Genomic DNA, 26002 nt, shown 5'->3' with positions numbered 1-26002 from the left:
GCTCAGGCCATCGCGGGCAGCGCTCGTATCGGCCCGCCTTCGAGGGCCGGCGCGGGGGCGTCGATCACGTCGCCCGTGCTCAGGCGGAAGATCGCCACCGCCTCTTGCAGGCGGCTGGCCTGGTCCTCCAGGGATGAGGCGGCCGCGGCCGCCTGTTCGACCAGCGCAGCATTCTGCTGCGTGGCGGCGTCCATCTGCGATACGGCCTGGTTGACCTGGCCGATCCCGGTGGACTGTTCTTCGGAGGCCGCGGCGATTTCCGCGACGATGTCGCTGACGCGCCGCACCGACGCGACGATTTCCTGCATGGTGGCGCCGGCGCGTTCGACCTGGGCCGACCCGACGGACACCTTGCCGCTGGAATCGTCGATCAGGCTCTTGATTTCCTTGGCGGCCTGGCCGCTGCGCTGCGCCAGCGCGCGCACTTCGCTCGCCACCACCGCGAAGCCCTTGCCCTGTTCCCCTGCGCGGGCCGCTTCCACGGCCGCGTTCAAGGCCAGGATGTTCGTCTGGAACGCGATGCCGTCGATGACGCTGACGATTTCCGCGATGCGTTGCGAACTGTCCGAAATGCCGCGCATGGTGTCGACGACATGGCTGACCGCCTCGCCGCCGCGCCGGGCGACCTCCGAGGCTTCCACCGCCATCTGGTTCGCCTGCCTCGCGTTGTCGGCATTCTGCCGCACCGTCGACGCCAGCTCTTCCATGCTGGCGGCGGTTTCTTCCAGCGAGGCGGCCTGCTGCTCCGTGCGGGACGACAGATCCTGATTGCCCGCGGAGATCTCCCGCGCGCCGCCGTGGATCTCATGCACGCCGGAGCGGACGGCCGACACCGTGCGCGCCAGGCTGTCCTGCATGCGCTTCAGCGCCTGGAACAGCATGCCGATTTCATTCTTGGCGCCGACCTGGATGCGTTGCGTCAGGTCGCCGCCCGCGATGCGGTCGCACAACTCGCCCGCCAGGCGCAGCGGCATGAACACCGTGCGCGAGAAGGTGACGAAGAGCCCGGCGATGATGAGCACGATGACGATGCCCGCCACCGCCGCAATCGCCAGGGCCATGCCGATCCGCGCGGACGATGTCTCGGCCACGTGCTGGCCGGAACGGCTGGCGTACTCGGCATAGTCGTTGATCGCCTTGGTAAAAGCGGTGCCCATGGGCGTCACCTTCTGGTCGGTGAGCCGCAGGGCCAGCGCCAGGTCGCCCGCCATGGCGGCCGCGACCAGCGGATCGTAGGCCTGCGTCCGGTAGATCTCGTAGGCCTCCATCATCTTGCGATACAGCGGCCCGCCTTCGGCGGAGGTGTCCTCGTGGCCGCGCAGGCGGCCGATAAGGTCGTCGGCGCTTTTCGTATAGCTTTGGGTACGGCCGGCAGTCTTGATGGCAGCGGCCTTGTCGCCATCCTTCAATTGGGTCAGCGAAATCGTCACCGCCAGACGCCCGCGCAGCAGTTCCCCGGCAATCTGGCGCGCCGCGTCGCCGCGCACCACGTTGGTCTCCAGCATCTGCTGGATCGCGGCGCGGTTTGCCGCAAGCATGTGATAAGCGCCCGCGCCCAGCACAACGAAAAGAACGAAGAAGATGGCCAAGGCCGATGTCAGCAGCGCGCGGACACTCAAATTGCGGAACATGAAACAACTCCAAGAGACGCCCTGTTTACGGCCTCTCCACGGAGAAATTAAGCGGTCATGCAATGCCCTCCTGGTCTACCCATGCGCGGGCGGCGCAGCCGCCCCTCGCGCAGATAGGCGAACACGGTACATCCGCCATGGGCGCGGAGGTAGCGCTGCCAAGTCGCGCGCGGTTGAAGCTGATATGCGACGCATCCGAACCCGGACTGCAAATACTGTTGACCAGGAAGCAAAGGTGATTGTCCCCGGGACGGCTTTTTGCTCGCCCGTCGGGCCGTCAAACTAACGGCCGTACCGATAGTGCAACCTGTTCACCTTTGGAGTGTTTCATGTCCCTGCCCGCTTTCGGCCTAGGCACCTATCGCCTGCAAGGCCAGACCGTCATTGATTCCGTGCGCCAGGCGCTGGAACTCGGCTACCGGGCCATCGACACGGCCCAGATCTACGGAAACGAGGCCGAGATCGGCCGCGCCATCGCGGATAGCGGCGTCGCGCGCGACGCGCTGTTCCTGACCACCAAGATCTGGACGGACAATCTGTCGCCGGAAAAGTTGATTCCAAGTCTGAAAGAAAGCCTGGCCAGGCTGCGCACGGATCACGTCGACCTGACGTTGATCCATTGGCCTTCGCCGGATGACGCGGTGCCGCTGGAAGACAGCCTGGCAGCGCTGCGCGACGCACGCCAGCAGGGATTGACCCGCGAGATCGGAGTATCCAACTTCACCGTGGCGCTGATGCAGCGGGCCATCGATGCGGTCGGCGCGGGGGCGATCGCGACCAATCAAATCGAACTGCATCCTTACCTGCAGAACCGCAAGGTCACGGATTTCGCCGCCCGGCATGGTATCCGCATTACTTCGTACATGACGCTGGGCTACGGCAAGGTGCTGGCCGACCCCGTCATACGTGAAATCGCGGATCGCCGCCACGCTACGCCCGCGCAGGTCGCGTTGGCGTGGGCGATGCAATTGGGCTATGCCGTCATTCCGTCATCGACCAAGCGGGAAAACCTGGCCAGCAATCTGCTCGCGCGAGACCTGAAACTCAGCGACGACGACATGCGCGAGATTGCGGCCCTCGACCGTGGCGAACGTTTGGTCTCCCCCGGCGGACTGGCTCCCGATTGGGATTGAGAGCTGAGCTCGATCACGCTCGCAACGCGCGCACCGCGACATCCGGTGCGCTCGCCACAATCTTCAACAAAGCAACCGCCGGGCCGGTCGGGTTCCTATGCCCCTGCTCCCAGTTCTGCAATGTGCGGACGCTGACTTGGATCGCCTCGGCAAATTCCCTTTGAGACAAGCGCGTTTTTTCACGCGTAGCCTTGACGTCAATCGTCTCCACCTTGAACACGCGCGACGGCTGCATCTCACCTTTGCGGATGGCCACTGCCTGCTTCAGACTGGTGTGAAGCTCGTCGAACAACGTATCGTCTTTCTTCATGGTCACAGCTCCTTGACGAAGTCGCGCAGGATCGAAATCTCGCCGGGTGTCAGATCGTCTTTCCTGCATTTTGGATAGGCCGCGAGCATGTAGATCCGATGGTGTTCACTGATCCAGTAGTAAATGACCCGGATCCCGCCGCTTTTTCCAATGCCTTGCCGACCATACCGTACCTTCCGTATGCCGCCACCGCCTCGAATGAGATCGCCCCGCTCGGGGTTCTCAATCAGCAGCTGCTGCAGCCCGGCATATTCCTGATCCGACAACAACGAGGAGATCAACCTCGTGAATACCGGGGTTTCTATGAATTCCATAAATCTTACTACGTCAATGACGTATTACTCAAGCGGAGGAGCCCCGCAGGCGGCACCACACGGGAGAGAAGGAATGCACAAGGTTCACGCGCTCTCGCGGTTCACCATGGTGCCCGAGTCCGTTTCGTGATCTGGCCGTGGCGACTTTGGTCGCACGCACACAGTTCGCCGCTTGCGTTGGTGACCTGCTCACGAAGGTTCCCCACCTTCGTCGGGGCGGCGTGCTGCTTTTTGCGCGCACGCATTGTTGCGCCCCAGGTCTCTTTGTTTGGTCTCGGTTTTTCTTCCCGGCACCTGCTTCCAGGCCGGCGTCCGGGTGCTCGCGGCGCGGTATCGCAGCGGTAAGCCGCCCTACGCCGCATTTCCCCGAAGGGATCGCGAGCTTTGTGGTGCGGCGGATCCTGACTGATCGTCTGACCGCGCCACGCCCCGGCCACGGCCTTCGGCGAGCGTGGGCGCTGCCAGTGTCAGCTGATACAAGGCCTGTACCATTTCCGCCGCCGTGACGACGCCGGCGATTTTTCCTGCGTCGTCCACCACCGGAACGCAGGTGATCCGGCGCGCCATCGGAGGCACCAGTTCGATCGCCGGCGTGACCAGCGTTGCGAATGGCACTTCGGTCCGCATGCAGTCGCGGACGGTGGGCGCGGGAGCCGGCTCGCCATGCAAGGCGGCCAGCTTGGGCGCGTGCGTGCGGGCCAGCACGTCGGCCTGCGCGACCGTGCCGAGCATGCGGCCTTCCGCGTCGGCCACGGGCAGCGCCACCACCCGGTAGCGGTCGAACTGGCGGGCCGCTTCTTCCAGGCTGTCGTCTTCACGCATGATCGGAACATCCAGCGACATGACGTCGCGGCACAACAGGTCGCCGAACCGGCGCAGGCTGGCGCGGCGTTCCGCCTCCATGACGATATCGGTCAGGTCGTCCCTGCTGATGTCCAGCAATTGCTCGTGCGTCTGCAGGGCGGCGTCCAAATCCGCCGCGGTGAAGCCCAGGGGCGCCGCGGTCGCCGCGACGGGAGCGCGCCCATGCGCCGGCCGTTCGGCTGGACGATGGGGGTAATTGCGTTTCAGGACCCCATTGAAGACGACGGCGATGCAAAGCAGCACCGCGGAATTCAGCGCCACCGGGTACAAGGCAAAGGCAAAACCCAGTTTGGCGACCGGCGCGCCCCCCAGCACGGCGGTCAGGGCGACCGCGCCGCTGGGCGGATGCAGGCAACGCAGCGCGAACATGACGGCGATGGCGGCCGCGACGGCACAGGCGGCCGCCAGTCCCGCGTCCGGGATGACCTGCGCGAAGAAGACGCCGACCAGCGCGGCGCTGACGTTGCCGGCCAGCAGGGACCAGGGCTGCGCCAGCGGACTCGCGGGCGCGGCGAACAGCAGCACGGAAGACGCGCCCATCGGCGCAATGAACCAGGGGCTGGACACCCCAAGTGCATGCCGGCCGACCCATTCCGTGCAAAGCAGACCCAGCAGCGCGCCCAGCGAACCGTAGATTCTTTCGCGCGCGTTCGCGCCCACCGGCACGGGCGCGAACCGGGCCAGCCAATTCTTCAAAGCAGTCGACACCATGCCTCCAACGCCGCACGGCCCTGAATGAATGGAACGGGCCGGGCCGGCGCGCGGCGGAAATTTATCACGTGCGTTATGCCCCTCCGGCATACCTTTATGCGGCCTGGACGCGAACGGTCATGACGCCGGACATGCGGGAAACGCGCCGTCTCGGCGGTTGCGGCAATCGGTTTCGGCGCTTGGCGGCGCTCGTGGCGGCGCTCGATTGCCGCAACCGGTTGCGGCAATCGTTGCAGGCGACCGCCGCCGTGGGGATTCCGCCTATATCGCGGAATTTGCTTATCGTCTTTAATTATTTGGAATACGCATGATGGCCGTGAAAGAATCCGCATAACGAATACAAAGCCCCATGGAATTACGCCAACTCGAAGCCTTTGCCGCCGTCATGTCCACCGGGAGCGTCACGGCGGCGGGCCGGCTGCTGGGGCGGTCGCAGCCTGCCATCAGCCGTCTGATCCAGGAACTGGAAGGCGAGATCGGCTATGCGCTGTTCGCCCGCAGCGGCCCGCGCGTGACGCCGACCGAACAGGGATTTCTGCTGTACGAGGACGTCGAACGGGCGCTGGTCAGCCTGCAGCAGATACGTAGCCGCGCCGATGAAATCGCTCGCGGCGAGGGACGCCCCCTGCGCGTGGCGGCAACCTCCGCCCTGTCGGCCGGGCTGCTGCCCGCCGCGCTCGCGCGCATGGGCACGCAGGCCCACGGCGTTTCCGTGCAGTTGCGCAGCGCCTCGCCGGAACGCGTCGTCCACGCCGTGCTGACGGGCTCGGCACAATTGGGGGCCACCAGCCTGCCGCTGGAACACCGGGGCCTGGACGTGCACTGGATCGGTCAGGCTCCGTGCGTCGTGGCGCTGCCGGCAACGGATCCCCTGGCCCGCCGCGATGAGGTCCCGCTGGCCGCCCTGGCGGGCCGCCGCCTGATCACCATGGCGAATCCATACCGCCTGCGGCGCCGGCTGGACCAGGCGCTGGCCCGCGCGAACGGCCAGCTCGCCGGCGGGTTGATCGAAACCAATTCTTCCGTCAATGCGCTGGCCGCGGTCCGGGCCGGCCTGGGGGTGTCCGTCCTGGAGCCGGTCACCGCATATGGCGCGGCGCCGGCGGGGGTGGCCATTCGCCCGATCGATACCGACATTCCGTTCTTCTTCGGCGTCATCACGCCCCAGGCCAAGCCGCCGACGCCGGCCATCGAAGCCCTGGCCGCCGCGCTGGCCGACGCCGCGCGGGCGCTGCTGCCCGGCTTCCGGCAGCACGAGGCCGGCGAGCATGGCGCCCTTCTGCAATCAATCTACGGCGACGAACCGCCCGCCACGGAGTTGCCCGCATCATGACCCTGTCCGATCCGACTTCTTCCCCATCGACGCCCGGCCTGGCCGCGCTGGAAGCCCGCCTGCGCCAGGACCTGTCGTGGCTGGAATTGCCGGCCAAGGCGTGGGTGCCGCCGCGCCAGGCCGATGGCCAGGACGTGCTGGACGCCGCCATCATCGGCGGCGGCATGGCAGGGCTGGCCGCCGCGGCCTCGCTGCGCCATCTGGGCGTGCGCGCCGTCATCTTCGACCGGGCGCCGGAAGGCTACGAAGGTCCCTGGGCCACGACCGCGCGCATGGAAACGCTGCGGTCGCCCAAGCAACTGACCGGACCGGCGCTGGGCCTGCCCGCCCTGACCTTCCGCGCCTGGTTCGAAGCGCAGTTCGGCGTCCAGGCCTGGGAAGCGCTGGACAAGATTCCGCGCTTGCAGTGGATGGACTATCTGCGCTGGTATCGGCGCGTGCTGGACCTGGATGTGCGCAACCGGCATCGCGTCACCGCCGTCCGGCCGCGCGCCGACCGCCTGGTCGCCCTGGATATGGAAACGCCGGATGGCGCCCGCACGGTTCTGGCGCGCCGCGTGGTGCTGGCGACCGGCCGCGACGGCCTGGGCGGCCCGTATGTGCCGCCCCTGGCCGACGCCCTGCCGCGCGATCGCTGGGCCCATTCCTCCGACGACCTGGACTATGCCGCGCTGGCCGGCAAGCGCGTCGGCGTGGTGGGCGCGGGCGCGTCGGCCATGGACTGCGCGGCGACGGCGCTGGAATCGGGCGCCGCCAGCGTCGATCTGCTGATACGCCGCCAGGACATCCCCCGGGTGAACAAGGGCAAGGGCGCGGGCAATCCCGGCCTGACCCACGGACACCTGACGCTGCCGGATGACTGGAAGTGGAAGATCCGGCATTACATCAACGTGCAGCAGGTCCCGCCGCCACGCGGCAGCACCCTGCGGGTCTCCCGCCATCCCAACGCGCGCTTCAACCTGGGCTGCGCGCTGCTGCAGGCGCGGCTGGAAGACGGCGCCATCCGCGCGCGCACGCCCAAGGGCGATTTCATCCTGGACTTTCTGATCTTTGCCACCGGTTTCCGCGTCGACTGGACTTTCCGTCCGGAATTCGCATCGCTCGCGCCCTATGTGCGCCTGTGGAAGGACCGCTACGCGCCGCCGCCCGGGCAGGAAGACCAGGAGCTGGCCGACTCGCCGGATCTCGGGCCTGCCTTCGAACTGCAGCCGCGCGAGCCCGGCGCCTGTCCGGGACTGGAACGCGTGCACTGCTTCTGCTATCCGGCGGCGTTGACGCACGGCACCGTTTCCGGCGACATCCCCGCCATCAGCGAAGGCGCCAGGCGCCTGGCGCAGGGCATCGCCGCCCTGCTCTATGCCGAGGACGTCGAACACCATTACGCGGCCATGCAGGCCTACGCCGAGCCGGAAGTCTACGGCGACGAGTGGACGCCCGCGCCGCCGCCGGAGCAGCGCGCATGACGGCCTGGCTCGCCCGCCGCTTTGCGCAGGCCATCGTGGTGGTCCTGCTGATGACGCTGATCGTCTTCGCCGGCCTGCACGCCATCGGCAACCCGGTCGACATTCTGATCGGCCAGGACGTGGACCAGATCGACCGGGCGCGCATCATCGCCGAACTGGGCCTGGACCAGCCGCTGTGGCGCCAGTACCTGGGCTTCCTGTCCGGCGCCCTGCACGGGAACCTGGGCAATAGCTTCGTGTACAACGTGCCGGCGATCGAACTGATTCTGCAGCGGCTGCCCGCCACCCTGGAATTGGCGGTGGCGGCCTTGCTGCTTGCCATCGTCATCGGCGTGCCGCTGGGGCTGCTGGCGGGCCTCTACCCGGAAAGTCCCTTCGCCAAGGCATTGATGGCGGGCAGCATCGTCGGCTTTTCGCTGCCCACGTTCTGGGTGGGCCTGATGCTGATCATGGCCTTCAGCGTGTCGCTGGGCTGGCTGCCGTCCAGCGGACGCGGGCAGACGGCGACCCTGTTCGGCGTGCAGTGGTCGTGGCTGACCGCCGACGGCCTGCGGCACATGATCCTGCCGGCCATCAACCTGTCCTTGTTCAAGATCTCCCTGGTGATCCGTCTGACCCGTGCCGGCGTGCGCGAAGTGCTGCCGCAGGACTACGTCAGGTTCGCGCGGGCCAAGGGCCTGTCGCCGCTGCGCGTGACCATCGTGCACGTATTGCGCAACACGCTCATCCCGCTCGTCACGGTGCTGGGACTGGAGCTGGGGTCCACCATCGCCTTCGCCGTCGTCACCGAAAGCATCTTCGCCTGGCCCGGCGCCGGCAAGCTGATCCTGGACAGCATCAACGCCCTGGACCGGCCGGTGATCGTTTCCTATCTGGTGGTCGTGGTGTGTCTGTTCGTGCTGCTGAACCTGATCGTCGACATCCTGTACAAAGTGCTGGATCCGCGCGTGCGGCTGGAGGGGGCGGCATGAGCAGTCGTACGTTGGCCTCGCCCCTCCGGCGCGAATCGCCGTGGCGCCGTCATGTCGCCGAATTCTTCGCGTCGAAAACCGCGGTGGCGGGCTTGGCCGTGGCCGTCGCCCTGATCCTGGCCGCCGTGCTGGCGCCGTGGATCACGCCGCAGAACCCCTACGACCTGCTGCAGCTCGACGTGCTGGACGCGCGGCTGCCGCCGGGCTCGGCCAACGGCGCCGGCACCTTTCATTACCTGCTCGGCACGGACGGCCAGGGCCGCGACCTGTATTCCGGCATTCTTTACGGGCTGCGCATCAGCCTGATGGTGGGCGTGGGTTCGGCGCTGATCGCCGGCATCGCCGGCACGCTGCTGGGACTGCTCGCCGCCTACGCCGGCGGCCGTGTCGACGCGCTGATCATGCGCACCGTGGACCTGCTGCTCTCCTTCCCTTCCATCCTGGTGGCGATGATGATCCTGGCCTACCTGGGCAAGGGCGTGGGCAACGTCGTCCTGACGCTGGTGATACTGGAGTGGGCCTATTACGCGCGCACCGCGCGCGGTCAGGCGCTGGTCGAACGCCGCCGCGAGTACGTGGAAGCCGCGCGCTGCCTGGACATTCCGCCATGGCGCATCATGCTGCGGCACATCCTGCCCAACTGCCTGCCGCCGCTCATCGTCATCGGCACGCTGCAGATCGCGCGGGCGATCACGCTGGAAGCGACCCTGAGTTTTCTTGGCCTGGGCGTGCCCGTGACCGAACCTTCCCTGGGGCTGCTGATTTCGAACGGATACCAGACCATGCTGTCCGGCCAGTACTGGATCAGCTTCTATCCCGGCATTGCGCTGCTCATTACCATCGTCGCCATCAACCTGGTGGGCGACCGCCTGCGCGACGTGCTCAATCCAAGGACGCACCGGTGACCGCCACGCTCGAAGTGCGCAACCTGCGCACCCACTTCCATACCCGCGCCGGCGTGCTGCCCGCCGTGGACGATGTGTCGTTCACGCTCGAACGCGGCCGCATCCTGGGACTGGTGGGGGAGTCCGGCTCCGGCAAATCCGTCACGGGCTTTTCCATCATGGGGCTGGTCGACCCGCCGGGCCGCATCGTCGGCGGCCGGATTCTTTTCCAGGGCCGCGATCTGGTCGGCATGCCCGCGCGCGAACTGCGCGCCCTGCAGGGCAACCGCATCGCCATGGTGTTCCAGGACCCGATGATGACGCTCAATCCCGTCTTGCGCGTGGACGCGCAGATGATCGAGGCGGTGCGCGCGCATCGGCGCGTCAGCCGCGCGCAAGCCCGCGCGCTGGCGCGCGACACGCTGGGCATGATGGGCATTCCCAGCCCGGAGGAACGCCTGCTCGCCTATCCGCACCAGCTATCCGGCGGCATGCGCCAGCGCGTGGCGATTGCCATCGCCATGCTGCACCGGCCCGACCTGATCATCGCCGACGAACCGACCACCGCGCTGGACGTCACCATCCAGGCCCAGATCCTGTCCGAGGTGCAGAAGCTGGCCCGCCAGCATGGCACGTCGCTGATATGGATCACGCACGACCTGTCGGTGGTGGCGGGACTGGCCGACGAAATCGCCGTGATGTATGCGGGCCGCATCGTCGAGCAGGGTCCGGTGGACGACGTGCTGGACCATCCGCTGCATCCCTATACCGCCGGCCTGATCGCCAGCCTGCCCCGCAACAACCGGCGCGGGCAGCGCCTGCGCCAGATCCCGGGCATGACGCCCAACCTGCTGACGCTGCCGCCCGGCTGCGCCTTCGCTTCGCGCTGCCCGCGCGCCGACGCGGTATGCGGTCAGCCGCCCGCGCTGACGTCGCCCCTGCCGGGCCGCGCGGCGCGGTGCTTCCATCCGCTTGCCGCCGCGCCTGCCGACGACGCGGGCGCCGTATCGGCCGGCGCCGGGAGGGCCGCCGGATGAATGCGCCCCTGATCGAACTGCGCCAGGTCAGCAAGCGTTTCGGCGAACGCAGGACCGGCCCGGCCGGCCGGCTGCTGCAGTCGCTGGGATGGTCGCGGCCGCCCGCCGTGACGCATGCGGTGGACCGTGTCGATCTGGCCATCCAGCCCGGCGAGGTGGTGGGCCTGGTGGGCGAATCGGGCTGCGGCAAGTCCACCCTGGGCCGCATCGCCGCGGGCCTGCTGCCGCCGACATCGGGCGACGTGCTGTTCAACGGCATGCGCCCGGCGGACATGGATGCGCGCCAGGCGCGCAAGGCGCGGCTGGCGGTGCAGATGGTGTTCCAGGACCCCTATGCCAGCCTGAACCCGCGCCTGCGCGTGGACGAAATCGTCGGCGAGGCCGCGCGCATCCATGGCCTGGTCGGCGCACGGCAGACCGACGATTACGTCTGCGCGCAGCTGGAGCGCGCGGGGCTTGACCCCGCCCTGCGCCATCGCTATCCGCACCAGTTCAGCGGCGGCCAGCGCCAGCGCATCGGCATCGCCCGCGCCCTGGCGGTGCAGCCTTCCATGCTGGTCTGCGACGAGGCCGTGGCGGCGCTGGACGTTTCCATCCAGGCCCAGATCCTGAACCTGTTCATGGACCTGCGCGAGGCGCTGAACCTGACCTATCTGTTCATCAGCCATGACCTGGGCGTGGTGGAGCACCTGTCCGACCGCGTCATGATCATGTACCTGGGGCGTGTCGTCGAAACGGCGCCGGTGGCGGATATTTTCGAACGCCCCAACCACCCGTACACGCGCGCGCTGCTGGCCGAGGCCCCCACCCTGCAGGCGCGCCACAAAACCTATACCGCCATCCGCGGCGAGATCCCCAGCCCCCTGCACCCGCCCGGCGGCTGCCATTTCCATCCGCGCTGTCCGCATGCGATGCCGCGGTGCCGTACCGAGGTTCCCACGCTGAAGGGAATCGCCATCAACCATCTGAGCGCTTGCCATCTGAACGACGGGCAGTGACGCGCTTCCCAGACAAGGACCCCATCCCATGAAACGACGCATACTTACCGGACTGGCCGCGGCCCTGCTGGCCGTGGGCGCCCAGGCAGGCGCACAGACGTTGAACATCGGTTTCGCCGACCCCGTTTCGTCCATGGACCCCCAGCTGAACAACCACGCCGGGGACCGCTCCGTGGACCTGCATTTCTGGGACCTGCTGGTCGAGAACAAGTGGAACAAGCTGCAGCCCGGCCTGGCGGAAAGCTGGAAGCCGCTGGACCCGAAGACCTGGGAGTTCAAGCTGCGCAAGGACGTGAAGTGGCACGATGGCGTGCCTTTCACCGCCGATGACGTCATCTTCTCCTACCAGCGCGCGCGCAACGTGCCGGGCAGCGTGGCCACCTTCGGCGGCTACCTGCGCACCATCGAGTCGGTGACGGCGCCCGACCCGCACACCCTGATCATCAAGACCAATATCCCGAACCCGGACCTTCCCTTGAACCTGGCGTCGGTGCATATCGTCAGCAAGCACGTGGGCGAGAAGTCGAGCACCGAGGACTACAACGCCGGCCGCGCCATGGTCGGCACGGGGCCGTACAAGTTCGTCTCCTACGCGCCCGGCGACCGCGTGGTGATGACGCGCAACGATGCCTACTGGGACGGCAAGCCGGAATGGCAGACGGTGAACTACCGCTACATCAACAACGCGGCCGCCCGCACCGCCGCGCTGCTGTCCGGCGACGTGGACGTCATCGACAAGGTGTCGGTGTCGGACCTGGCCCGGCTTAAGCAATCGCCGTCGGTCACGGTGTTCCCCTACGACGGCCTGCGCGTGATGCTGCTGCAGCCCAGCTTCAATCCCGCGCCCAATCCCTACATCACGGACAACGCCGGCAAGCCGCTGTCCAAGAATCCGCTGCTGGACGTGCGCGTTCGGCGCGCCTTGAACCTGGCGATCAATCGCAAGGCGATCATCGACCGCATCCTGCAGGACGCCGCGACCGAGGCCAACCAGTGGATGCCGGCCAATACCTTCGGCTACAACCCGGACATCAAGAACATTCCCTATGACGCGGCGCAGGCCAGGAAGCTGCTGGCCGAAGCGGGCTATCCGGACGGCTTCCAGCTCACGCTGCACGTGCCGAACGACCGCTATCCGCAGGGCCCGGAAACCGCGCAGGCGGTGGCTCAATTCTGGACCCGCATCGGTGTGAAGACGCATGTCGAGGTGGTGCCGTGGGCGGTCTATTCCGGGCGCGCCAACAAGAACGAGTACGCCGTGAGCATGCTGGCCTGGGGCAACGGCACCGGCGAGGCAAGCTATGCGCTGGTCAACGTGCTGGCCACCGTCGACATCAAGAAAGGCCTGGGCGCCTCCAACTGGGGCCACTACAGCAATCCCGCCGTGGATCAGGCGCTGAACGAATCCACTGCGGAGTTCGACGTGGCCAGGCGCGAAGCGATCCTGCGCAAGTCCGCGCAGATCGTCTCCGACGACGTCGGCGTGATCCCGCTGTATCACTACCGCAATATCTGGGCGGCCAAAAAGGGCCTGAAAGTGACGCCGCTTACCAGCGACCGCACCGCGGCCATGATGGTCACGCGCGACAGCAAGCAATAAGCAAGGGATGACCCAACCGGGAATCGCCATGACGAACTTCGCCCCCACGCTTACCGTCACGCCCGCCGATGCGCTGGTCGACGTGCCTCGCAGAATCTGCGTCCACGATGCCCCGCCGGGCGCCGAAGTGGAGCTGGCAGCGAGTACCTTGCGCGCCGGCGTGACGTGGGAAAGCCGCGTCGTGTGCCGCGCAGCCGCCGACGGCACGGTGGACCTGACGCGCGACGCGCCGCTTGCGGGAGACTATGCCGGCGTCAGCGCCATGGGGCTGCTCTGGTCGCAGCAGCCGGCGGGCGGGCGCAGCCGCGAGCTTTTCCATGCGTCGATGGACCAGCCCCTGGAAACCCGCATCGTGGCGCGCGTGGCCGGGCGCGAGGCCCGCGCCACCCTGGTCCAGCGGCTTGCCGCCGACGGCGTGACGCGGCGCGAGGTGCGCGAAGACGGTCTGGTGGGAACGCTGTACCTGCCGCCCGGCGACGGCCCCCATCCCGCCGTCATGATCCTGAACGGCTCGGGCGGCGGCATCAACGAGCCGCGCGCCGCGCTGTATGCGTCCCGCGGCTATGCCGCCTTCGCGCTGGCGTATTTCAAGGCGCCGGGCCTGTCCGACTACATCTCGAATACGCCGCTGGAGTATTTCCAGGCCGGCATGCAATGGCTGCGCCGCACCGTGCGGCCGGCGCACGACTTCGTGGCGCTCAGCGGCCAGTCGCGCGGCGGCGAGCTGGTGCTGCTGCTGGGCGCCACCTTCCCGCAGGACGTATCGGCGGTCGTGGCCTATGTGCCCGGCGCCGTCGTGCACAGCGGCCAGAACGCCGCCGATCCGAAGGTGGGACGCAACGGCCCCACGTGGCTCCTGGGCGGCAAGCCGCTGCCCCATCTGTGGGAGAACAACCGCACGGCAAGCTGGGCGCCCTTCGATGAAGGCCCGCCCCCGCACCGCCATGAGCGCGCCATCCTCACGGCCCTGCAAGATCCGGAAGCGGTGGCCCGCGCGCGCATCCGCGTGGAGGACATACGCGGCCCCGTCATGCTGCTGTCTGGCACGGACGACGGCTCCTGGCCGTCCAGCCGCTACTCGGCCATGGTGCGGGACACGCTGCGGCAGGCAGGACATCCCTACCCGGTTCAGTGGCTGGACTTCCAGGACGCCGGGCACGCCATCCTCTTTCCCTACGTGCCCACCACGCAGCTCGTGTACGCGCATCCGGTCTCCGGCAAGGTAAGCACCAGCGGGGGCAACCCCAAGGACAACGCGCGCGCCGACGAGCAATCGTGGGCGGGCGTACTTCAATTCCTGGACGACGCGGTGCGCGCCCGGGCAGCACAGTAAGGAGAACCCATGGCACTGCAAACTTCCTCCACGGTGGCCGACCTGGTCGACCGGCTGGCCGGTCTGGACGCCGGCAGCCCCCTGTACGCCGTGCGCCACCGCCGCGACAAGGTCGTCGCCGCCACCCAGGGCAGCTATGAGGCCCTGTTCGACCCGGCCCTGCCGGGCCTGACGCTGGCCGAGCGCCTGCTGGTGGCGTTGTACGCCTGCCGCCTGACCCCGGCGCCCGAATTGGCGGCGCACTATCGCCAACGCCTGGCGGATCTGGGGGCCGACGCGGCGACGATCGCGGTGGGCGAGCATGGCAGTCCGGGAGACGCCGCGGACCCGCGTTTGAAGGCGATGCTCGCCTTCACGCGCGCCCTCATCGAGAAACCGGTCGAAGGCGACCGCGCGGCGCTGCAGACCCTGCCCGCGGCGGGCATCGACACGCCGTCGGTGGTGGCGCTGGCCCAGCTGATCGCCTTTCTTTCGTATCAGGTGCGGCTGGTTGCCGGACTGAAAGCCATGAAGGGATTGGAGGGCGATGGCATCGGCGCGCCGGCCGGCGCCCCGTCTTCGCCCGAATCCGCGGCAAGCGCGCAAGCCCGGGCCGCGGGCGCAGCGCCGGGCGCCATCATCAAGTCGCATGGCTTCACCAATGAAACGCTGGGCTGGAAGGCATGGCTGGACGTCGTCGATCTGGAACGCGCCACGCCGGAACAGATCGCGGTCCTGGAAGAAAGCCATCCCAAGGCCAAGGTGTCCGACTACTACCTGTTCCTGGTGCACCAGCCGGAAATCCTGCGCCAGCGTTCAACGGCCTTCAACGCGATCATGTATGCCCCCGGTGGCCTGTCGCGCGCCGAACGCGAACTGGGCGCCACCGTGGTGTCGCGCGTCAATGGCTGCGTGTACTGCGCGTCGGTGCACGCGCAGCGTTTCGAGCAGCTGGCCAAGCGCAACGACGTCATCGCACAGGTCTTCGAGGATCCCGCCACCGCCGGCACGACGGCGCGCGAGCGCGCCATCGCGGTCTTTTCCATCGCCCTGACCCAGCGTCCCGGCGAGATCGGCGGGGCCGACATGCACGCCCTGAAACGCGTGGGACTGGACGAAGCCGAAATCCTGGACCTGCTCCACGCCGACGCCATTTTCGCGTGGGCCAACCGGCTGATGCTCAATCTGGGCGAGCCGGTCTTCCCGGCGGCATAGCGCCGCCGGCGCCCCGCCCGAAGCCATGCGTCAGTTGAGCCGCATGCCGCCGATCAGCCTGGGCTCGATGAAGCTGAGGAAGGCGCGGGTCTTGGCCGGTATCGTTTGCGTGGGCAGCAGCGCGTAAAGCGGTACCGGCGCCAGGCTCCATCCCGGCAGCACAGGCACCAGCCCCGCGCTTTTCACCGCCTGCCGCATCATGTCGAACACCGGGACCGGCGCGATGCCCAGGCCCGACGCCGCCAGGCGCGCCTGTACCCCGGAATGGCTGGCCGCCATTTTGCCGCTGACGACCACGCGTTCTACCTGCGAACCATTGCGCAGTTCCCACACGGAACGGTCGTCCGTATGGCTGTTGCGCAGGCACTCGTGCGAAGCCAGGTCCGCAGGCGTGCGCGGCGTGCCGCGCCTGGCCAGATAGCGCGGCGATGCGTACAGCTCGCGCGGCATCATCAGTATCTTGCGCGACACCAGGTCCGAGTCGGGCTGCTGGCCGAACCGCAGCGCTAGGTCGAATTGATTGGAAACCGGGTCGATCGCCTCGGAACTCATGTCGAAGTCGCACTCGATGTCCGGATACTTTTCGCTGAATTCTTCCATGACGGCAGGCAAAAACAACTGCGCCAGGCTGTTCGGCAGCGAAATCCGCAGCAGCCCCTTGGGCGAGCGGTTCATATCGATCAGCTGCTCATGCGCCACGCGCGCCTCTTCGATGAGGCCGCGGCAGCGCTGGTAGTAAAGCGCCCCGGCATCGGTCAGTTCGATGCGGCGCGTGCTGCGGTTCAACAGGCGCATGCCCACGCTGCGCTCCAGTTCGCCCACGCGGCGCGATAGCGTGGAAGCCGGAATGTTCAGCGCCTCCGCGGCGCGGCTGAAGTTCTTGCGTCTGGCCACCTCGACGTAGAGGGCGATGTCGTTCAACTTGATGTTCATGATGCTGCGGTCCTGCATGCCTTGCGGAAATTCTAGTTCTGCAAGGTCATGGCGATTTATGCCAATCATGAAAATCTGTTCGCCGAAATCAGGGTTTTTCCGTACGAGCGGCGGTCACATAATTCGTGCCGTCTCAACCGGCGCCCCGGCCTTGTCCGCTGAAGCAGCGGCTCGCGCAGGCGCCTTGCATCGAAGGAGAAGCCATGAAAACCCTGGCCACCGCACTACTGTTGTCCGCCGCGCTGGGCTGCACCGCCGCGCACGCGCAATCGCAAACGCAAGACAAGACGCGCGATCAGGTGCGCGCCGAACTCGGTCAGGCCAAGGCCAGCGGCCGCTATACCTTCGGTGAACTCGATTATCCGCCGGCCGCGCGCCAGGACGCCGGCGCTTCGCGCGACCAGGTCCGCGAGGAACTGCGTCAGGCCAAGTACAACGGCCAATATACCTTCGGCGAATTGAACTATCCCCCGCGCGCCGCAACGGCCGGAACGGCCCCGAAGTCGCGCGATGAAGTGGTCGCCGAGCTCGCCCGCGCCAAGGCAAACGGCGAATACACCTTTGGCGAACTGGATTATCCGCCCGCCGCTCACTGATCCGCGGCCAACGCACGACGCGGCCGCGCGGCTGCCGGCATTCGGCGTCATGGCGGCCGCGGCCGCAAGGCCGGATCCTTCCATTCGCGGAAAAGTATTCGCCAAATTTCCGGCTTTTTCCCAAATCGAAATGAATTGACACTTGCGCCCGTGCTTCGCATCCCGCGGGATCCGGGCGCGCATTTCATTTCAATCGTTTGGGAAATCATGAGAAAGACAGTCATCCTGGCGGCCATGGCCGCGGGCTTTACGGCCGCCGCGCACGCCGAGACTTCGGTCACGCTTTACGGCGTGCTGGACGCGGGCGTGGGCTACGAGCGCATCCATGGCGACGGCTTCAGCGCGAGCAAGGTCGGCATGGTGCAAGGCACGCAGAACGGATCCCGCTTTGGCATACGGGGTGTGGAAGACCTGGGCGGCGGCCTGTCGGCAGTCTTCAATCTGGAAAACGGCTTCGGCCCCAAGAACGGGCAGACGCTGCAAGGCGGCCGCCTGTGGGGCCGCCAGGCCACCGTCGGCCTGAACTCGGTGGATTGGGGCCGCCTGGAATTCGGCCGCCAGACCAATATGGCGTCCAAGCTGTTCGGAACCATCGACCCGTTTGCGCTGAGTTTCAACGTCGCCAACCAGGGCACGACCTTCGGGGCGATGAACACCTTGCGGCTGGACAACATGGTGCTGTACCAGACGCCGACGATCAGCGGCTTCAAGTTCGGCCTGGGCTATTCCTTCAATGCCGACGACGGCCGCACGAACAACGACGGCCAGGTCACGGGGTTCGAGACGGCGGACAACAACCGGCAGATCACGGCGGGCCTGTCCTACACCAATGGGCCGCTTTATCTGGCCGCCTCGTATGACCGCGTGAACCCCACCGATGCTGCCGTGGGCGGGCAATCTTCCGCCAAGCTGCAGGAATGGGCCTTGGGCGGCACCTACGATTTCGAAGTCGTGAAGATCGCCGCGGCGGTGGGCCAAACGTACGACGGCTGGTTCCTGGGCCAGGGCCTGAACATGTCCCCCGGCGGCGACTACGCCGACCTGGGCACGTACAAGCTGCGCGACGGCTTTCGCGCCACGTCCACGATGCTGGGCTTCACGGTGCCCACCAGCGGCTCGACCGCAGTCTTCGGTTCCTGGCAGCGGGCCGCGCCGAACAACGGCAGCCTGACGGGCGACGACAAGACGTTCAACGTGTATTCGCTGGGCGCGACGTATGCCTTCACCAAGCGCACCAACCTGTACGTGTACGCGTCCTACGGCGACAACTATGCGTTTCACGACGGCGTGACGGACACGGCGGTCGCAGCCGGCATCCGCCACCGCTTCTAGCGGCGCACGGGCCTGTCGACCATTCCATTGCAGCGAACCCCCGCCGGCGACAGGCCCTATCCCGCGCCACCTTGGGCCCGCAGCGGCGCAAGACGCCACCATGCCGGCAGCAGACGCCGCACGGCGGCGCGCGCATAGCGGGCATCGATCAGGTACACCGACCCCTCGTCCGATTCGGATCGGATGACCCGCCCGGCCGCCTGCACGATCTTCTGCATGCCGGGATACAGGTAGGCATAGGCATAACCCAGGTCCGGGCCAAAGCGTTCCTGCATGCACTGCTTCATGCGGTCGTTGACCGCGCCGACCTGCGGCAGGCCCAGCGTCACGATGAACGCGCCGATCAGGCGCTTGCCCGGCAGGTCGATGCCTTCGCCGAACGCGCCCCCGAGCACCGCGAAGCCGATGCCCTGCCCGTCTGCCTGGAAGCGTTCCAGGAAGGCGCCGCGCTCGAGCTCGGACATGCCGGCGGTCTGTATCCACGCGGGCACGGCGGGATGACGGTCGCGCAACTGCGCGTACAGCGCGTTCAGATACTCGAAGCTGCTGGCGAAGCACAGATAATTGCCGGGCCGTTTCGCATACTCGCGCGCCATGAGGGCGGCGATGGGCGCCAGGCTGTCGCGCCGCTCGGCGTATCGCGTGGAGACGTCGCCGACGACGCGCACGGCCAGGCGCGCGGGGTCGAACGGCGGCGGCACGTCAACACAAGCGGTATCCGCGGGCACACCCAACATGTCGGCATAAAACCGGCCCGGACTGAGGGTCGCGGAGAAAAGCACGACGGCATGCGCGGTGGCGAATCGGGGAGCGAGCCACGGCGCGGGCACCACATTGCGGATGCACAGGGCCTGTCCGCGCGGCTGCACGCCGCGCTGCTCCATGAGGTCGACGACCCAGTCGGCATCGCGCTGCTCGGCGACGCGCAGCCAGCGCAGCGCATCGAAATAGAACTGGAGCAAACTCTTTTCGTCGTCGGCATCGACGCGGCCGAGGGTGGCCAGATATTCCGCAATGGCAGCGACGGCCTGCTCGACGGCCTGGACGATGGCGGGGGGCGGTTCGGGCAGCGCGATATAGGCACCGCCGTTGGCGGCCTGCGTATGGCGCGGCGATGCGGGGGCTGCCGATGCGCCGGACGGCGCGGCCGCAGACGCGGTCTTGCGCCACGCCGCGGCGATTGCGGTGAAACGGCGGCGCAACGGCCGCGGGACGGCGCGGCGCACGCGCCGGACATCGGACAGCGCCAATTCCGCGGACGCCATGCGGCGGCCGCGCTCGAGCAGGTTGTGCGCTTCGTCGACGAGGATCGCGGTGCGCCATTGGTTGGCCTGCGCCATGCCGTGGAGCATGCCGTGATGGTCGAAGTAATAGTGGTAGTCGCCGATGGCCACGTCGCTCCAGCGGGCCAGTTCCTGGGACAGGAAGTACGGGCAGATTTCGTGGGCCTGCGCCAGCCGGCGCACGGCGGGCGCATCCCATGCGGGCTCCTGGAGCGCGGCCTCGCGCGCAGCGGGCAAGCGGTCGTAGAAGCCGCGGGCAAGCGGGCAGGAACCGCCGTGGCACGCTTTGTCGGGATGCACGCAGGCCCGGTCCCGCGCCTGCAGTTCGACGATGCGCAAAGGCAGACCGGGATGCGCTTGGCGCAGCCGCGCGAGCGCTTCAATGGCGAGCTGGCGGCCGGCGGTTTTGGCGCAGAGGAAGAAGACGTTGTCGAGCCTGCCGGGCGCGGCCTTGAGCGCGGCGAAGAGCGTCGCCATGGTTTTGCCGATGCCGGTGGGCGCCTGCGCCATCAAACATTTGCCATCCCTGACGGCGCGATAGACGGCGGTCGCGAGCTGGCGCTGGCCGGGGCGGAAGGCGTCGTAGGGAAACCGCAGCGCGGCCAGGGCCCGGTCGCGCGCGGCCCGATGCGCGATCTCGCTGTTGGCCCATGCCTGGAAGCGGTCGCAGGCGGTTTGGAAGAAGTCGCGCAGGTCTTCGGCGGTGCGGGACTCGGTCAGGACCGTTTCGTTCTGGGTGGCGATGTCGAAGTAGACGAGCGCGATTTCGATGGCGGGGGTCTGGAGCTTTTCGCAGAGAAGGTGGGCGTAGATGCGGGCTTGCGCCCAATGGAGGGCGCGCTGGTTCTGGGGGATGGCTGCGGGGTTGCCGCGGTGGGTTTTGATTTCTTCCAGGCGGTGCCGGACGGGATCGTAGCCGTCGGCGCGGCCACGGACGCGGACGGTTTCGTGGGTGCCGGTGAGGGAGATTTCGGTTTGATAGCCGGCGGGGCGGCGGGCGGCTACGGTGGCGTGGCCGGTTTGGCCTTCTGCTCCCGAGGGTGTGAGGGCGAAACGCAGGTCCAGGTCACCGGTGCGGGCGCTGAATTCGCATAGGGTGCGGACGGCGATGGTGTAGGAAGTTGGCGGCACGCTGGAGGCGTTTTTGCGGATGCTGGATTTTTATCCAGTATAGCTTTTGAGGTGTGGGGTTCTTTCGGCGCCGGTTTTTGGGGCGGCTGTTTTTGGGACGTCCGTCGGGGTTGGCATTTGCCGTGGCCGGGCCGATCGGCCGGTCCGGCGCCCTGCGCGCCGGACACCGCTTCGCTATCGCTTGCTCGTCCTCAACGTCCCGGCCACGGCAAACGCCAACCCCAACGGACTCCGGGATATCTCAGCCACGAGGGTCTGGCGCGGGTGGTGTTCTTGCGCTTCGTCGGTTGGCGAGTCTTGGGGTGGAAGGTTTTGCGGGGCCCGGTCAAGACGCCCGCCCTGCGCGGGCGTCTTGACCTTACGCTCTGCGGTGCGGTTCGGGGTGGTGGTTTGTGGTGCGGTTCGGGGTTGCTGTGCGGTGCGGTTCGGGGTTGCTGTGCGGTGCGGTTCGGGGTTGCTGTGCGGTGCGGTCCGGGGTTGCTGTGCGGAGCGGTCCGGGGTTGCTGTGCGGAGTGGTTCGGCGTGTGCTGTTCGCGCTGTTCGGGGCTGGTGATATTCGGGTGGTGCTATTCGGGTAGTGCTGGCTCGGGCTGGCGCTATTTGGCTGGTGCCGTCCGGCTGGTCTGTTCGATTGGTGACGTTTGGTGCGCGCTGATCGTTGTTGCGGGGGAGCCTGGTTTGGTTGGCCACGGGGGTGCGGTAGCGGGCCGGGCGTCGATCGGGGGGATGCGATGGTCAATGGCCGGGCGTGAAGCAGAACAGGGCTGTGCGGACGGCGGCGGGGGCGGCGGGTTTGAACCAGTAGGTGTCCTGGATGTGGGAAGCGGTGACGTATATCCGGCCGTCGGGGCCTTGCGTCAGGGTGTCGGGCCAGCGTAGGCGTTCGTCCTGGACGACGATGGCGGCGCCGTGGCCGGTCCAGCGGGTGACGGCGTTGTCGCCTGGAGAGGTGATGTAAAGGGTGCCGTCGGTGCTCATCAGCATGCCGTCGGCGACGTGGGTGCTGCCGAGTTTGCGCACGCCGGCCTGGCGTTGGGGTTCGGGAATGTCGTTATTGAGCAAGGCGGTGTCGATGCAGTACAGCGTGCGGCCGGTGAGTGCTTGCCAGTAGAGGGTGGCGCCGTCGTTGGACAGCGCGATGCCGTCGGAGGCGAACATGGGTTGGCGGCCGTCGGGGCGGCGCAGGGGTTTGCCGGCGATTTCGACGACGACGTCTTTTTCAAGCTGGGTGGAGGGATGGCCGGCCAGAGCGCGGAAGCTTGCGCCGGTGTCGAGGTCGACGACGATGATGGCGCCCTCGGCGCCAGAGTCGGTAAGGTAGCCGGTCCTGCCGTCGGGGCTGACGCGGATGTCGTTCAGGTAGCTGCCCTGTTTGGCGACGTCGGGCGGGATGGGGATGACGCGGCTGACGCGGTCGCTGCCGAGTTCGATGCGGACGAGTTTGGCGGCGCCGGGCAATACGCGTTCGTTGCCGGGCGCGCCGGGGTCGACGACCCAGAGGCCGCCGTGCGAGTCGGCGACGACAGATTGGACGCAGACGAAGTGGCGGTCCACCGGTTTCTGGAAGGCCGTGGCATTGCGCCAGCCGTTCCAGGCCTGGTCGGGATAAGGCTTGAGCGTGCCGTCGGCCATGAGTTCGGCGACGGAGACAGGGCTGTCCTCGGTCCACCGCGGAAAGTTGACGAAGATGCGGCCATCGGCGGTGGCGGTGACGCCGGTGACCTGATGATCGAAGTCGGCGACGGGGGTCAGCGTGGTCATGGGCAGGCTCCGTTATGACGGCTCGTTGGCTGGCGCGGGCCGCACGTGTCGTACCTGTGCGATGCGGCCCGGCGTGCTTCTTCGGCGTGCTTCTTCGGCGTGCTTCTTCGGCATGCTTCTTGTGAGGCAGCGCGATCGCCGCGCTTGACGCGGCCCCATCGAATGAGCCCGAGCCAGGAGACCGCCATGCCGCAACCCGTGCTGTTCCAACCCCTGCGTGTCCGAAATCTGCGGTTGGCCAACCGCATCGTGATTGCGCCGATGTGCCAGTACTCAGCCGAGGACGGCTGCATGAATGACTGGCATTTGATTCATCTGGGCCATCTGGCGCTTTCCGGCGCGGCATTGCTGACGATCGAGGCGACAGCCGTGGTGCCGGAAGGCCGGATTACCTGGGCGGATGTGGGGTTGTGGAACGACGAGACGGAAGCCGCGATGGGCCGCGTGCTGCAGGGCATCCGGCAATGGTCGGACATGCCCATCGCTGTGCAGCTTGCCCATGCGGGCCGCAAGGCGTCGACGGAGGTGCCGTGGGCCGGCGGGGCGCAGCTGGCGCCCGGTACGCCGCACGGATGGCAGACGGAGGCGCCCTCGCCCATTGCCGGCCATGAGGGCGAGACGCCGCCCACGGCGCTGGACGCGGATGGTCTGCGGCGCGTGCGCGATGCCTTCGCGGCGTCGGCGCGGCGGGCGGTGCGGTTGGGCATCGATGCGATCCAGCTGCACGCGGCGCACGGTTATCTGCTGCACCAGTTCCTGTCGCCGCTTTCGAACCGGCGCGAGGACGAGTACGGCGGTTCGCTGGAGAACCGGATGCGCTTTCCGCTGGAGGTGTTCGAGGCGGTGCGCGCCGCCTTTCCGGCCGACAAGGCGGTGACCGTGCGGGTGTCGGGCACCGATTGGTTCGAAGGCGGGTGGGATATCGAGCAGACGGCCGCTTTCGCGCAGGCGCTGGAGTCGCGCGGCTGCGACGCGATCCACGTGTCCAGCGGCGGGCTGCATCCCGGTCAGCGGATTCCGGTAAGCCCGAGCTACCAGGTGCCGCTGGCGCGCGCCGTGAAGGCGGCGGTGGGGATACCGGTTGTCGCGGTGGGCTTGATTACCGGCGCGGAACAGGCGGAAGCCATCGTGGCGACCGGCGATGCCGACATGATCGCTTTGGCCCGCACCATTCTGTACGACCCCCGCTGGCCATGGCATGCGGCCGCCGAGCTGGGCGCGCAGGTGCGCGCGCCGAAGCAATACCTGCGTTCCCAGCCGTCGCGCCATAAGGCCTTGTTCGGCGACATGAGCCACTTCAGCCCCGAGCCGCGCTGGACGGCCGGCGACAACAGCCGGCTCAGTCTGGAGGAAGACGTGGACGCCGCGCACGCGCGCGGCGGGCGCAAGGCGTAGCTGGCGGTTATTGCCGCCTATTCCACCTTGGCGCCGGATTTTTTCACCACGTCGGCCCAGCGCGGGATTTCGCGCGCCATCAGGTCACGCAGCTGTTCCGGCGATCCGCCGACCAGGTCCATGCCCATGGTCTTGCCCAGCTTCTCCTGCACGTCGGGCTCTTTCAAAATCTCGGCGATTTCCTTGGAGAGCCGGTCGACGATGGGTTTGGGGGTGCCCTTGGGTGCGTAGATGGCCTGCCACGACGATACGTCGAAGCCCGGCACGCCGGCTTCCTGCAGCGTGGGAACGTCCGGCGCAAGCGCAATGCGCTTGGCGGTGGTCACGGCGAGCAGCTTGAGCTTGCCCTGCTGCAGCAGCGGCAGTGCGGCGGTCATCTGATCGAACATGAACGTGACGTTGCCCGAGGACACGTCCACCATGGCCGGCGGCGTACCTTTGTACGGGATGTGCGTCAGCGGCACGCCGATGGTCTGCGCGAAGAGTTCGCCCGTCAGGTGCGTCGACGTTCCGGCGCCGGACGAGGCGAAGGTGCGCTTGCCGGGATCTTTCTTCAGCAGCGCGATCAGGTCCGCCACGGAATTCACGTTCAGGTGCGGGTCGACCAGCAGCACGTTCGGCAGCGTCGCCACCAGCGACACCGGCTCGAAGTCCTTCACCGGGTCGTAGCTCAGGTTCTTGTACAGGCTGGGGTTGATGGCGTGCGTGCTGATCGTACCGCCGAACAGCATGTAGCCATCGGGCGGCGCCTTGGCGACATAGGCGGCCCCGATGGCGCCCGCTGCGCCGGGCTTGTTCTCGACGACGACCGATTGATGCAGGCGGTCGGACAGTTTCTGCGCGATGACGCGGCCCACCACGTCGGTGGATCCGCCGGGCGTGAACGGCACGACATAGGAAATCGGCTTCTGCTGCGGCCAATCGGCGGCGTGCGCCTGGGGAAGGATGGCGCCGAATGCGCCGGCCGCGGCGAATGCCGCCAGGGCGCCCAGCGCCTTGCGTCGTTGGAATGTCATGATTGTCTCCAGTCTATGGCTGTTCTTGGTATGAAGCAGTTCAGCGGGTTCAGCGGCCGTTTTTCTTGCGCCATTCGGCGAAGGCCTCGCGCGAGGCCGGATCGGTGGGCGGATACAGGCCGAGGATCGACGCCCCTTCCCGCACGCGCTCCGTGACGAAGTCTTCGAAAGCGGTCATTTCGGTGGCCTCGGCGGCGATCTCGTCGGCCAGGTGCGCCGGAATGACGACCACCCCTTCCCCATCGCCCACCACCACGTCGCCCGGGAACACCGCGACGTCGCCGCAACCGATGGGCACGTTGATGTCCAGCGCCTGATGCAGCGTCAGGTTGGTCGGCGCCGACGGGCGCTGGTGGTAGGCCGGAAAGCCCATGCGGGCGATTTCCGGCGAGTCGCGAAAGCCGCCGTCGGTCACGACGCCGGCGGCGCCCCGCTTCATCAGGCGCGTGACGAGTATCGAGCCGGCCGACGCCGCGCGGGCATCGTTGCGGCTATCGATGACCATCACCGCCCCCGCGGGGCAGGTCTCGACGGCCACGCGCTGCGGGTGCGTGCGGTCCTCGAATACCTTGATGGTGTTCAGATCCTCGCGCGCCGGGATGTAGCGCAGCGTGAAGGCCTCGCCCACCATGTTGGGCAGCGTCGGGTTCAACGGATGCACGTTCTGGATGAACTGGTTGCGCAGGCCGCGCTTGAACAGGGCCGTGCAAAGCGTGGCCGTGCTGACCTGCGCCAGCTTGGCCCGGGTTTCGGGTTTGAGTTGCGACACGGAAAGCTCC

22 protein-coding genes and 1 pseudogene are annotated in these 26002 nt (G+C 67.4%); 14 read left to right on the top strand and 9 right to left on the bottom strand.

Going from position 1 to position 26002, the window contains the following annotated elements; all coding sequences use genetic code 11:
• Positions 1-2: 2 nt before the first annotated feature.
• Entirely contained in the window at positions 3-1631 is a 1629-nt protein-coding gene (locus tag CAL13_RS10700; protein ID WP_086072357.1) for a methyl-accepting chemotaxis protein, read from the bottom strand.
• Between the two features lie 329 nt (positions 1632-1960).
• Here CAL13_RS10700 and dkgB point away from each other — a divergent pair, with 329 nt between their 5' ends.
• A complete protein-coding gene (dkgB, locus tag CAL13_RS10695) occupies positions 1961-2764 on the top strand; it encodes a 2,5-didehydrogluconate reductase DkgB (protein ID WP_086072356.1) in 804 nt (267 codons plus the stop codon).
• 13 nt (positions 2765-2777) lie between these two features.
• On the opposite strand, the gene nadS is transcribed toward dkgB, so the two are convergent.
• From nadS to CAL13_RS10680, 3 genes are all read right to left on the bottom strand, one after another.
• A complete protein-coding gene (gene nadS, locus CAL13_RS10690; protein WP_086072355.1) occupies positions 2778-3074 on the bottom strand; it encodes a NadS family protein in 297 nt (98 codons plus the stop codon).
• A 2-nt stretch (positions 3075-3076) separates the two neighbouring features.
• Positions 3077-3388 (bottom strand): type II toxin-antitoxin system RelE/ParE family toxin, encoded by a 312-nt coding sequence (locus tag CAL13_RS10685; RefSeq protein ID WP_086072354.1) that lies wholly within the window; start codon positions 3386-3388, stop codon positions 3077-3079.
• 351 nt (positions 3389-3739) lie between these two features.
• Positions 3740-4963, bottom strand: a complete 1224-nt coding sequence (locus tag CAL13_RS10680) for an HPP family protein (RefSeq protein ID WP_086072353.1) — start codon at positions 4961-4963, stop codon at positions 3740-3742.
• Positions 4964-5082: 119 nt separating this feature from the next.
• Between CAL13_RS10680 and CAL13_RS10675 the strand changes: the two genes are divergently transcribed.
• The 10 genes from CAL13_RS10675 to CAL13_RS10630 are packed head-to-tail and all read left to right on the top strand — an operon-like array spanning position 5083 to position 15776.
• Entirely contained in the window at positions 5083-5274 is a 192-nt protein-coding gene (locus CAL13_RS10675) for a hypothetical protein (protein WP_157664844.1), read from the top strand.
• Between the two features lie 38 nt (positions 5275-5312).
• Entirely contained in the window at positions 5313-6296 is a 984-nt protein-coding gene (locus CAL13_RS10670) for a LysR family transcriptional regulator (protein ID WP_086057377.1), read from the top strand.
• Positions 6293-7759, top strand: a complete 1467-nt coding sequence (locus CAL13_RS10665; protein ID WP_198297827.1) for a SidA/IucD/PvdA family monooxygenase — start codon at positions 6293-6295, stop codon at positions 7757-7759. Before CAL13_RS10670 ends, CAL13_RS10665 begins: the two co-directional genes overlap by 4 nt.
• The gene (locus tag CAL13_RS10660; protein WP_086073598.1) at positions 7756-8730 is read left to right on the top strand and encodes an ABC transporter permease; all 975 of its coding nucleotides are present in this window, start codon (positions 7756-7758) and stop codon (positions 8728-8730) included. The genes CAL13_RS10665 and CAL13_RS10660 overlap by 4 nt, the downstream gene beginning before the upstream one ends.
• Complete coding sequence (locus CAL13_RS10655) at positions 8727-9635, top strand: ABC transporter permease (RefSeq protein ID WP_086057375.1); 909 nt, start codon at positions 8727-8729, stop codon at positions 9633-9635. The genes CAL13_RS10660 and CAL13_RS10655 overlap by 4 nt, the downstream gene beginning before the upstream one ends.
• Positions 9632-10651, top strand: coding sequence for an ABC transporter ATP-binding protein (locus CAL13_RS10650; RefSeq protein ID WP_086072351.1), 1020 nt, complete (start codon positions 9632-9634; stop codon positions 10649-10651). Before CAL13_RS10655 ends, CAL13_RS10650 begins: the two co-directional genes overlap by 4 nt.
• Positions 10648-11649 (top strand): ABC transporter ATP-binding protein, encoded by a 1002-nt coding sequence (locus CAL13_RS10645; RefSeq protein ID WP_086057373.1) that lies wholly within the window; start codon positions 10648-10650, stop codon positions 11647-11649. Before CAL13_RS10650 ends, CAL13_RS10645 begins: the two co-directional genes overlap by 4 nt.
• A gap of 28 nt (positions 11650-11677) precedes the next feature.
• Positions 11678-13249, top strand: a complete 1572-nt coding sequence (locus tag CAL13_RS10640) for an ABC transporter substrate-binding protein (RefSeq protein ID WP_086057372.1) — start codon at positions 11678-11680, stop codon at positions 13247-13249.
• 28 nt (positions 13250-13277) lie between these two features.
• On the top strand, positions 13278-14582 hold the full coding sequence (locus tag CAL13_RS10635) for an acyl-CoA thioesterase/bile acid-CoA:amino acid N-acyltransferase family protein (protein ID WP_086073597.1): 1305 nt from the start codon (positions 13278-13280) through the stop codon (positions 14580-14582).
• Positions 14583-14591: 9 nt separating this feature from the next.
• Positions 14592-15776 carry a CMD domain protein gene (locus CAL13_RS10630; RefSeq protein ID WP_086072350.1) on the top strand — a complete coding sequence of 395 codons (1185 nt, stop codon included), beginning with the start codon at positions 14592-14594 and terminating at the stop codon, positions 15774-15776.
• A 30-nt stretch (positions 15777-15806) separates the two neighbouring features.
• On the opposite strand, the gene CAL13_RS10625 is transcribed toward CAL13_RS10630, so the two are convergent.
• Positions 15807-16709 (bottom strand): LysR family transcriptional regulator, encoded by a 903-nt coding sequence (locus CAL13_RS10625; RefSeq protein WP_086073596.1) that lies wholly within the window; start codon positions 16707-16709, stop codon positions 15807-15809.
• A gap of 203 nt (positions 16710-16912) precedes the next feature.
• Between CAL13_RS10625 and CAL13_RS10620 the strand changes: the two genes are divergently transcribed.
• Positions 16913-17305 carry a DUF4148 domain-containing protein gene (locus CAL13_RS10620; protein WP_086072349.1) on the top strand — a complete coding sequence of 131 codons (393 nt, stop codon included), beginning with the start codon at positions 16913-16915 and terminating at the stop codon, positions 17303-17305.
• Positions 17306-17512: 207 nt separating this feature from the next.
• On the top strand, positions 17513-18637 hold the full coding sequence (locus CAL13_RS10615; protein ID WP_086073595.1) for a porin: 1125 nt from the start codon (positions 17513-17515) through the stop codon (positions 18635-18637).
• 56 nt (positions 18638-18693) lie between these two features.
• Here CAL13_RS10615 and CAL13_RS10610 read toward each other — a convergent pair whose 3' ends face one another.
• Both CAL13_RS10610 and CAL13_RS10605 read right to left on the bottom strand, forming a co-directional pair.
• A complete protein-coding gene (locus CAL13_RS10610; RefSeq protein WP_086072348.1) occupies positions 18694-21051 on the bottom strand; it encodes an ATP-dependent DNA helicase in 2358 nt (785 codons plus the stop codon).
• 735 nt (positions 21052-21786) lie between these two features.
• Positions 21787-22812 carry an L-dopachrome tautomerase-related protein gene (locus tag CAL13_RS10605; protein WP_086072347.1) on the bottom strand — a complete coding sequence of 342 codons (1026 nt, stop codon included), beginning with the start codon at positions 22810-22812 and terminating at the stop codon, positions 21787-21789.
• Between the two features lie 186 nt (positions 22813-22998).
• Here CAL13_RS10605 and CAL13_RS10600 point away from each other — a divergent pair.
• Positions 22999-24105, top strand: a pseudogene (locus tag CAL13_RS10600) (NADH:flavin oxidoreductase/NADH oxidase); the annotation flags it as partial.
• Positions 24106-24224: 119 nt separating this feature from the next.
• Here the strand turns inward: CAL13_RS10600 and CAL13_RS10595 are convergent.
• The gene (locus CAL13_RS10595; protein WP_086072346.1) at positions 24225-25223 is read right to left on the bottom strand and encodes a Bug family tripartite tricarboxylate transporter substrate binding protein; all 999 of its coding nucleotides are present in this window, start codon (positions 25221-25223) and stop codon (positions 24225-24227) included.
• Positions 25224-25272: 49 nt separating this feature from the next.
• Positions 25273-25992, bottom strand: coding sequence for a ribonuclease activity regulator RraA (locus CAL13_RS10590; protein WP_420042427.1), 720 nt, complete (start codon positions 25990-25992; stop codon positions 25273-25275).
• Between the last annotated feature and the right edge of the window lie 10 nt (positions 25993-26002).

The organism is Bordetella genomosp. 9 (assembly GCF_002119725.1).
Lineage (GTDB): Bacteria > Pseudomonadota > Gammaproteobacteria > Burkholderiales > Burkholderiaceae_B > Bordetella_C.
This window is presented reverse-complemented; position numbering and strand designations above follow the sequence as displayed.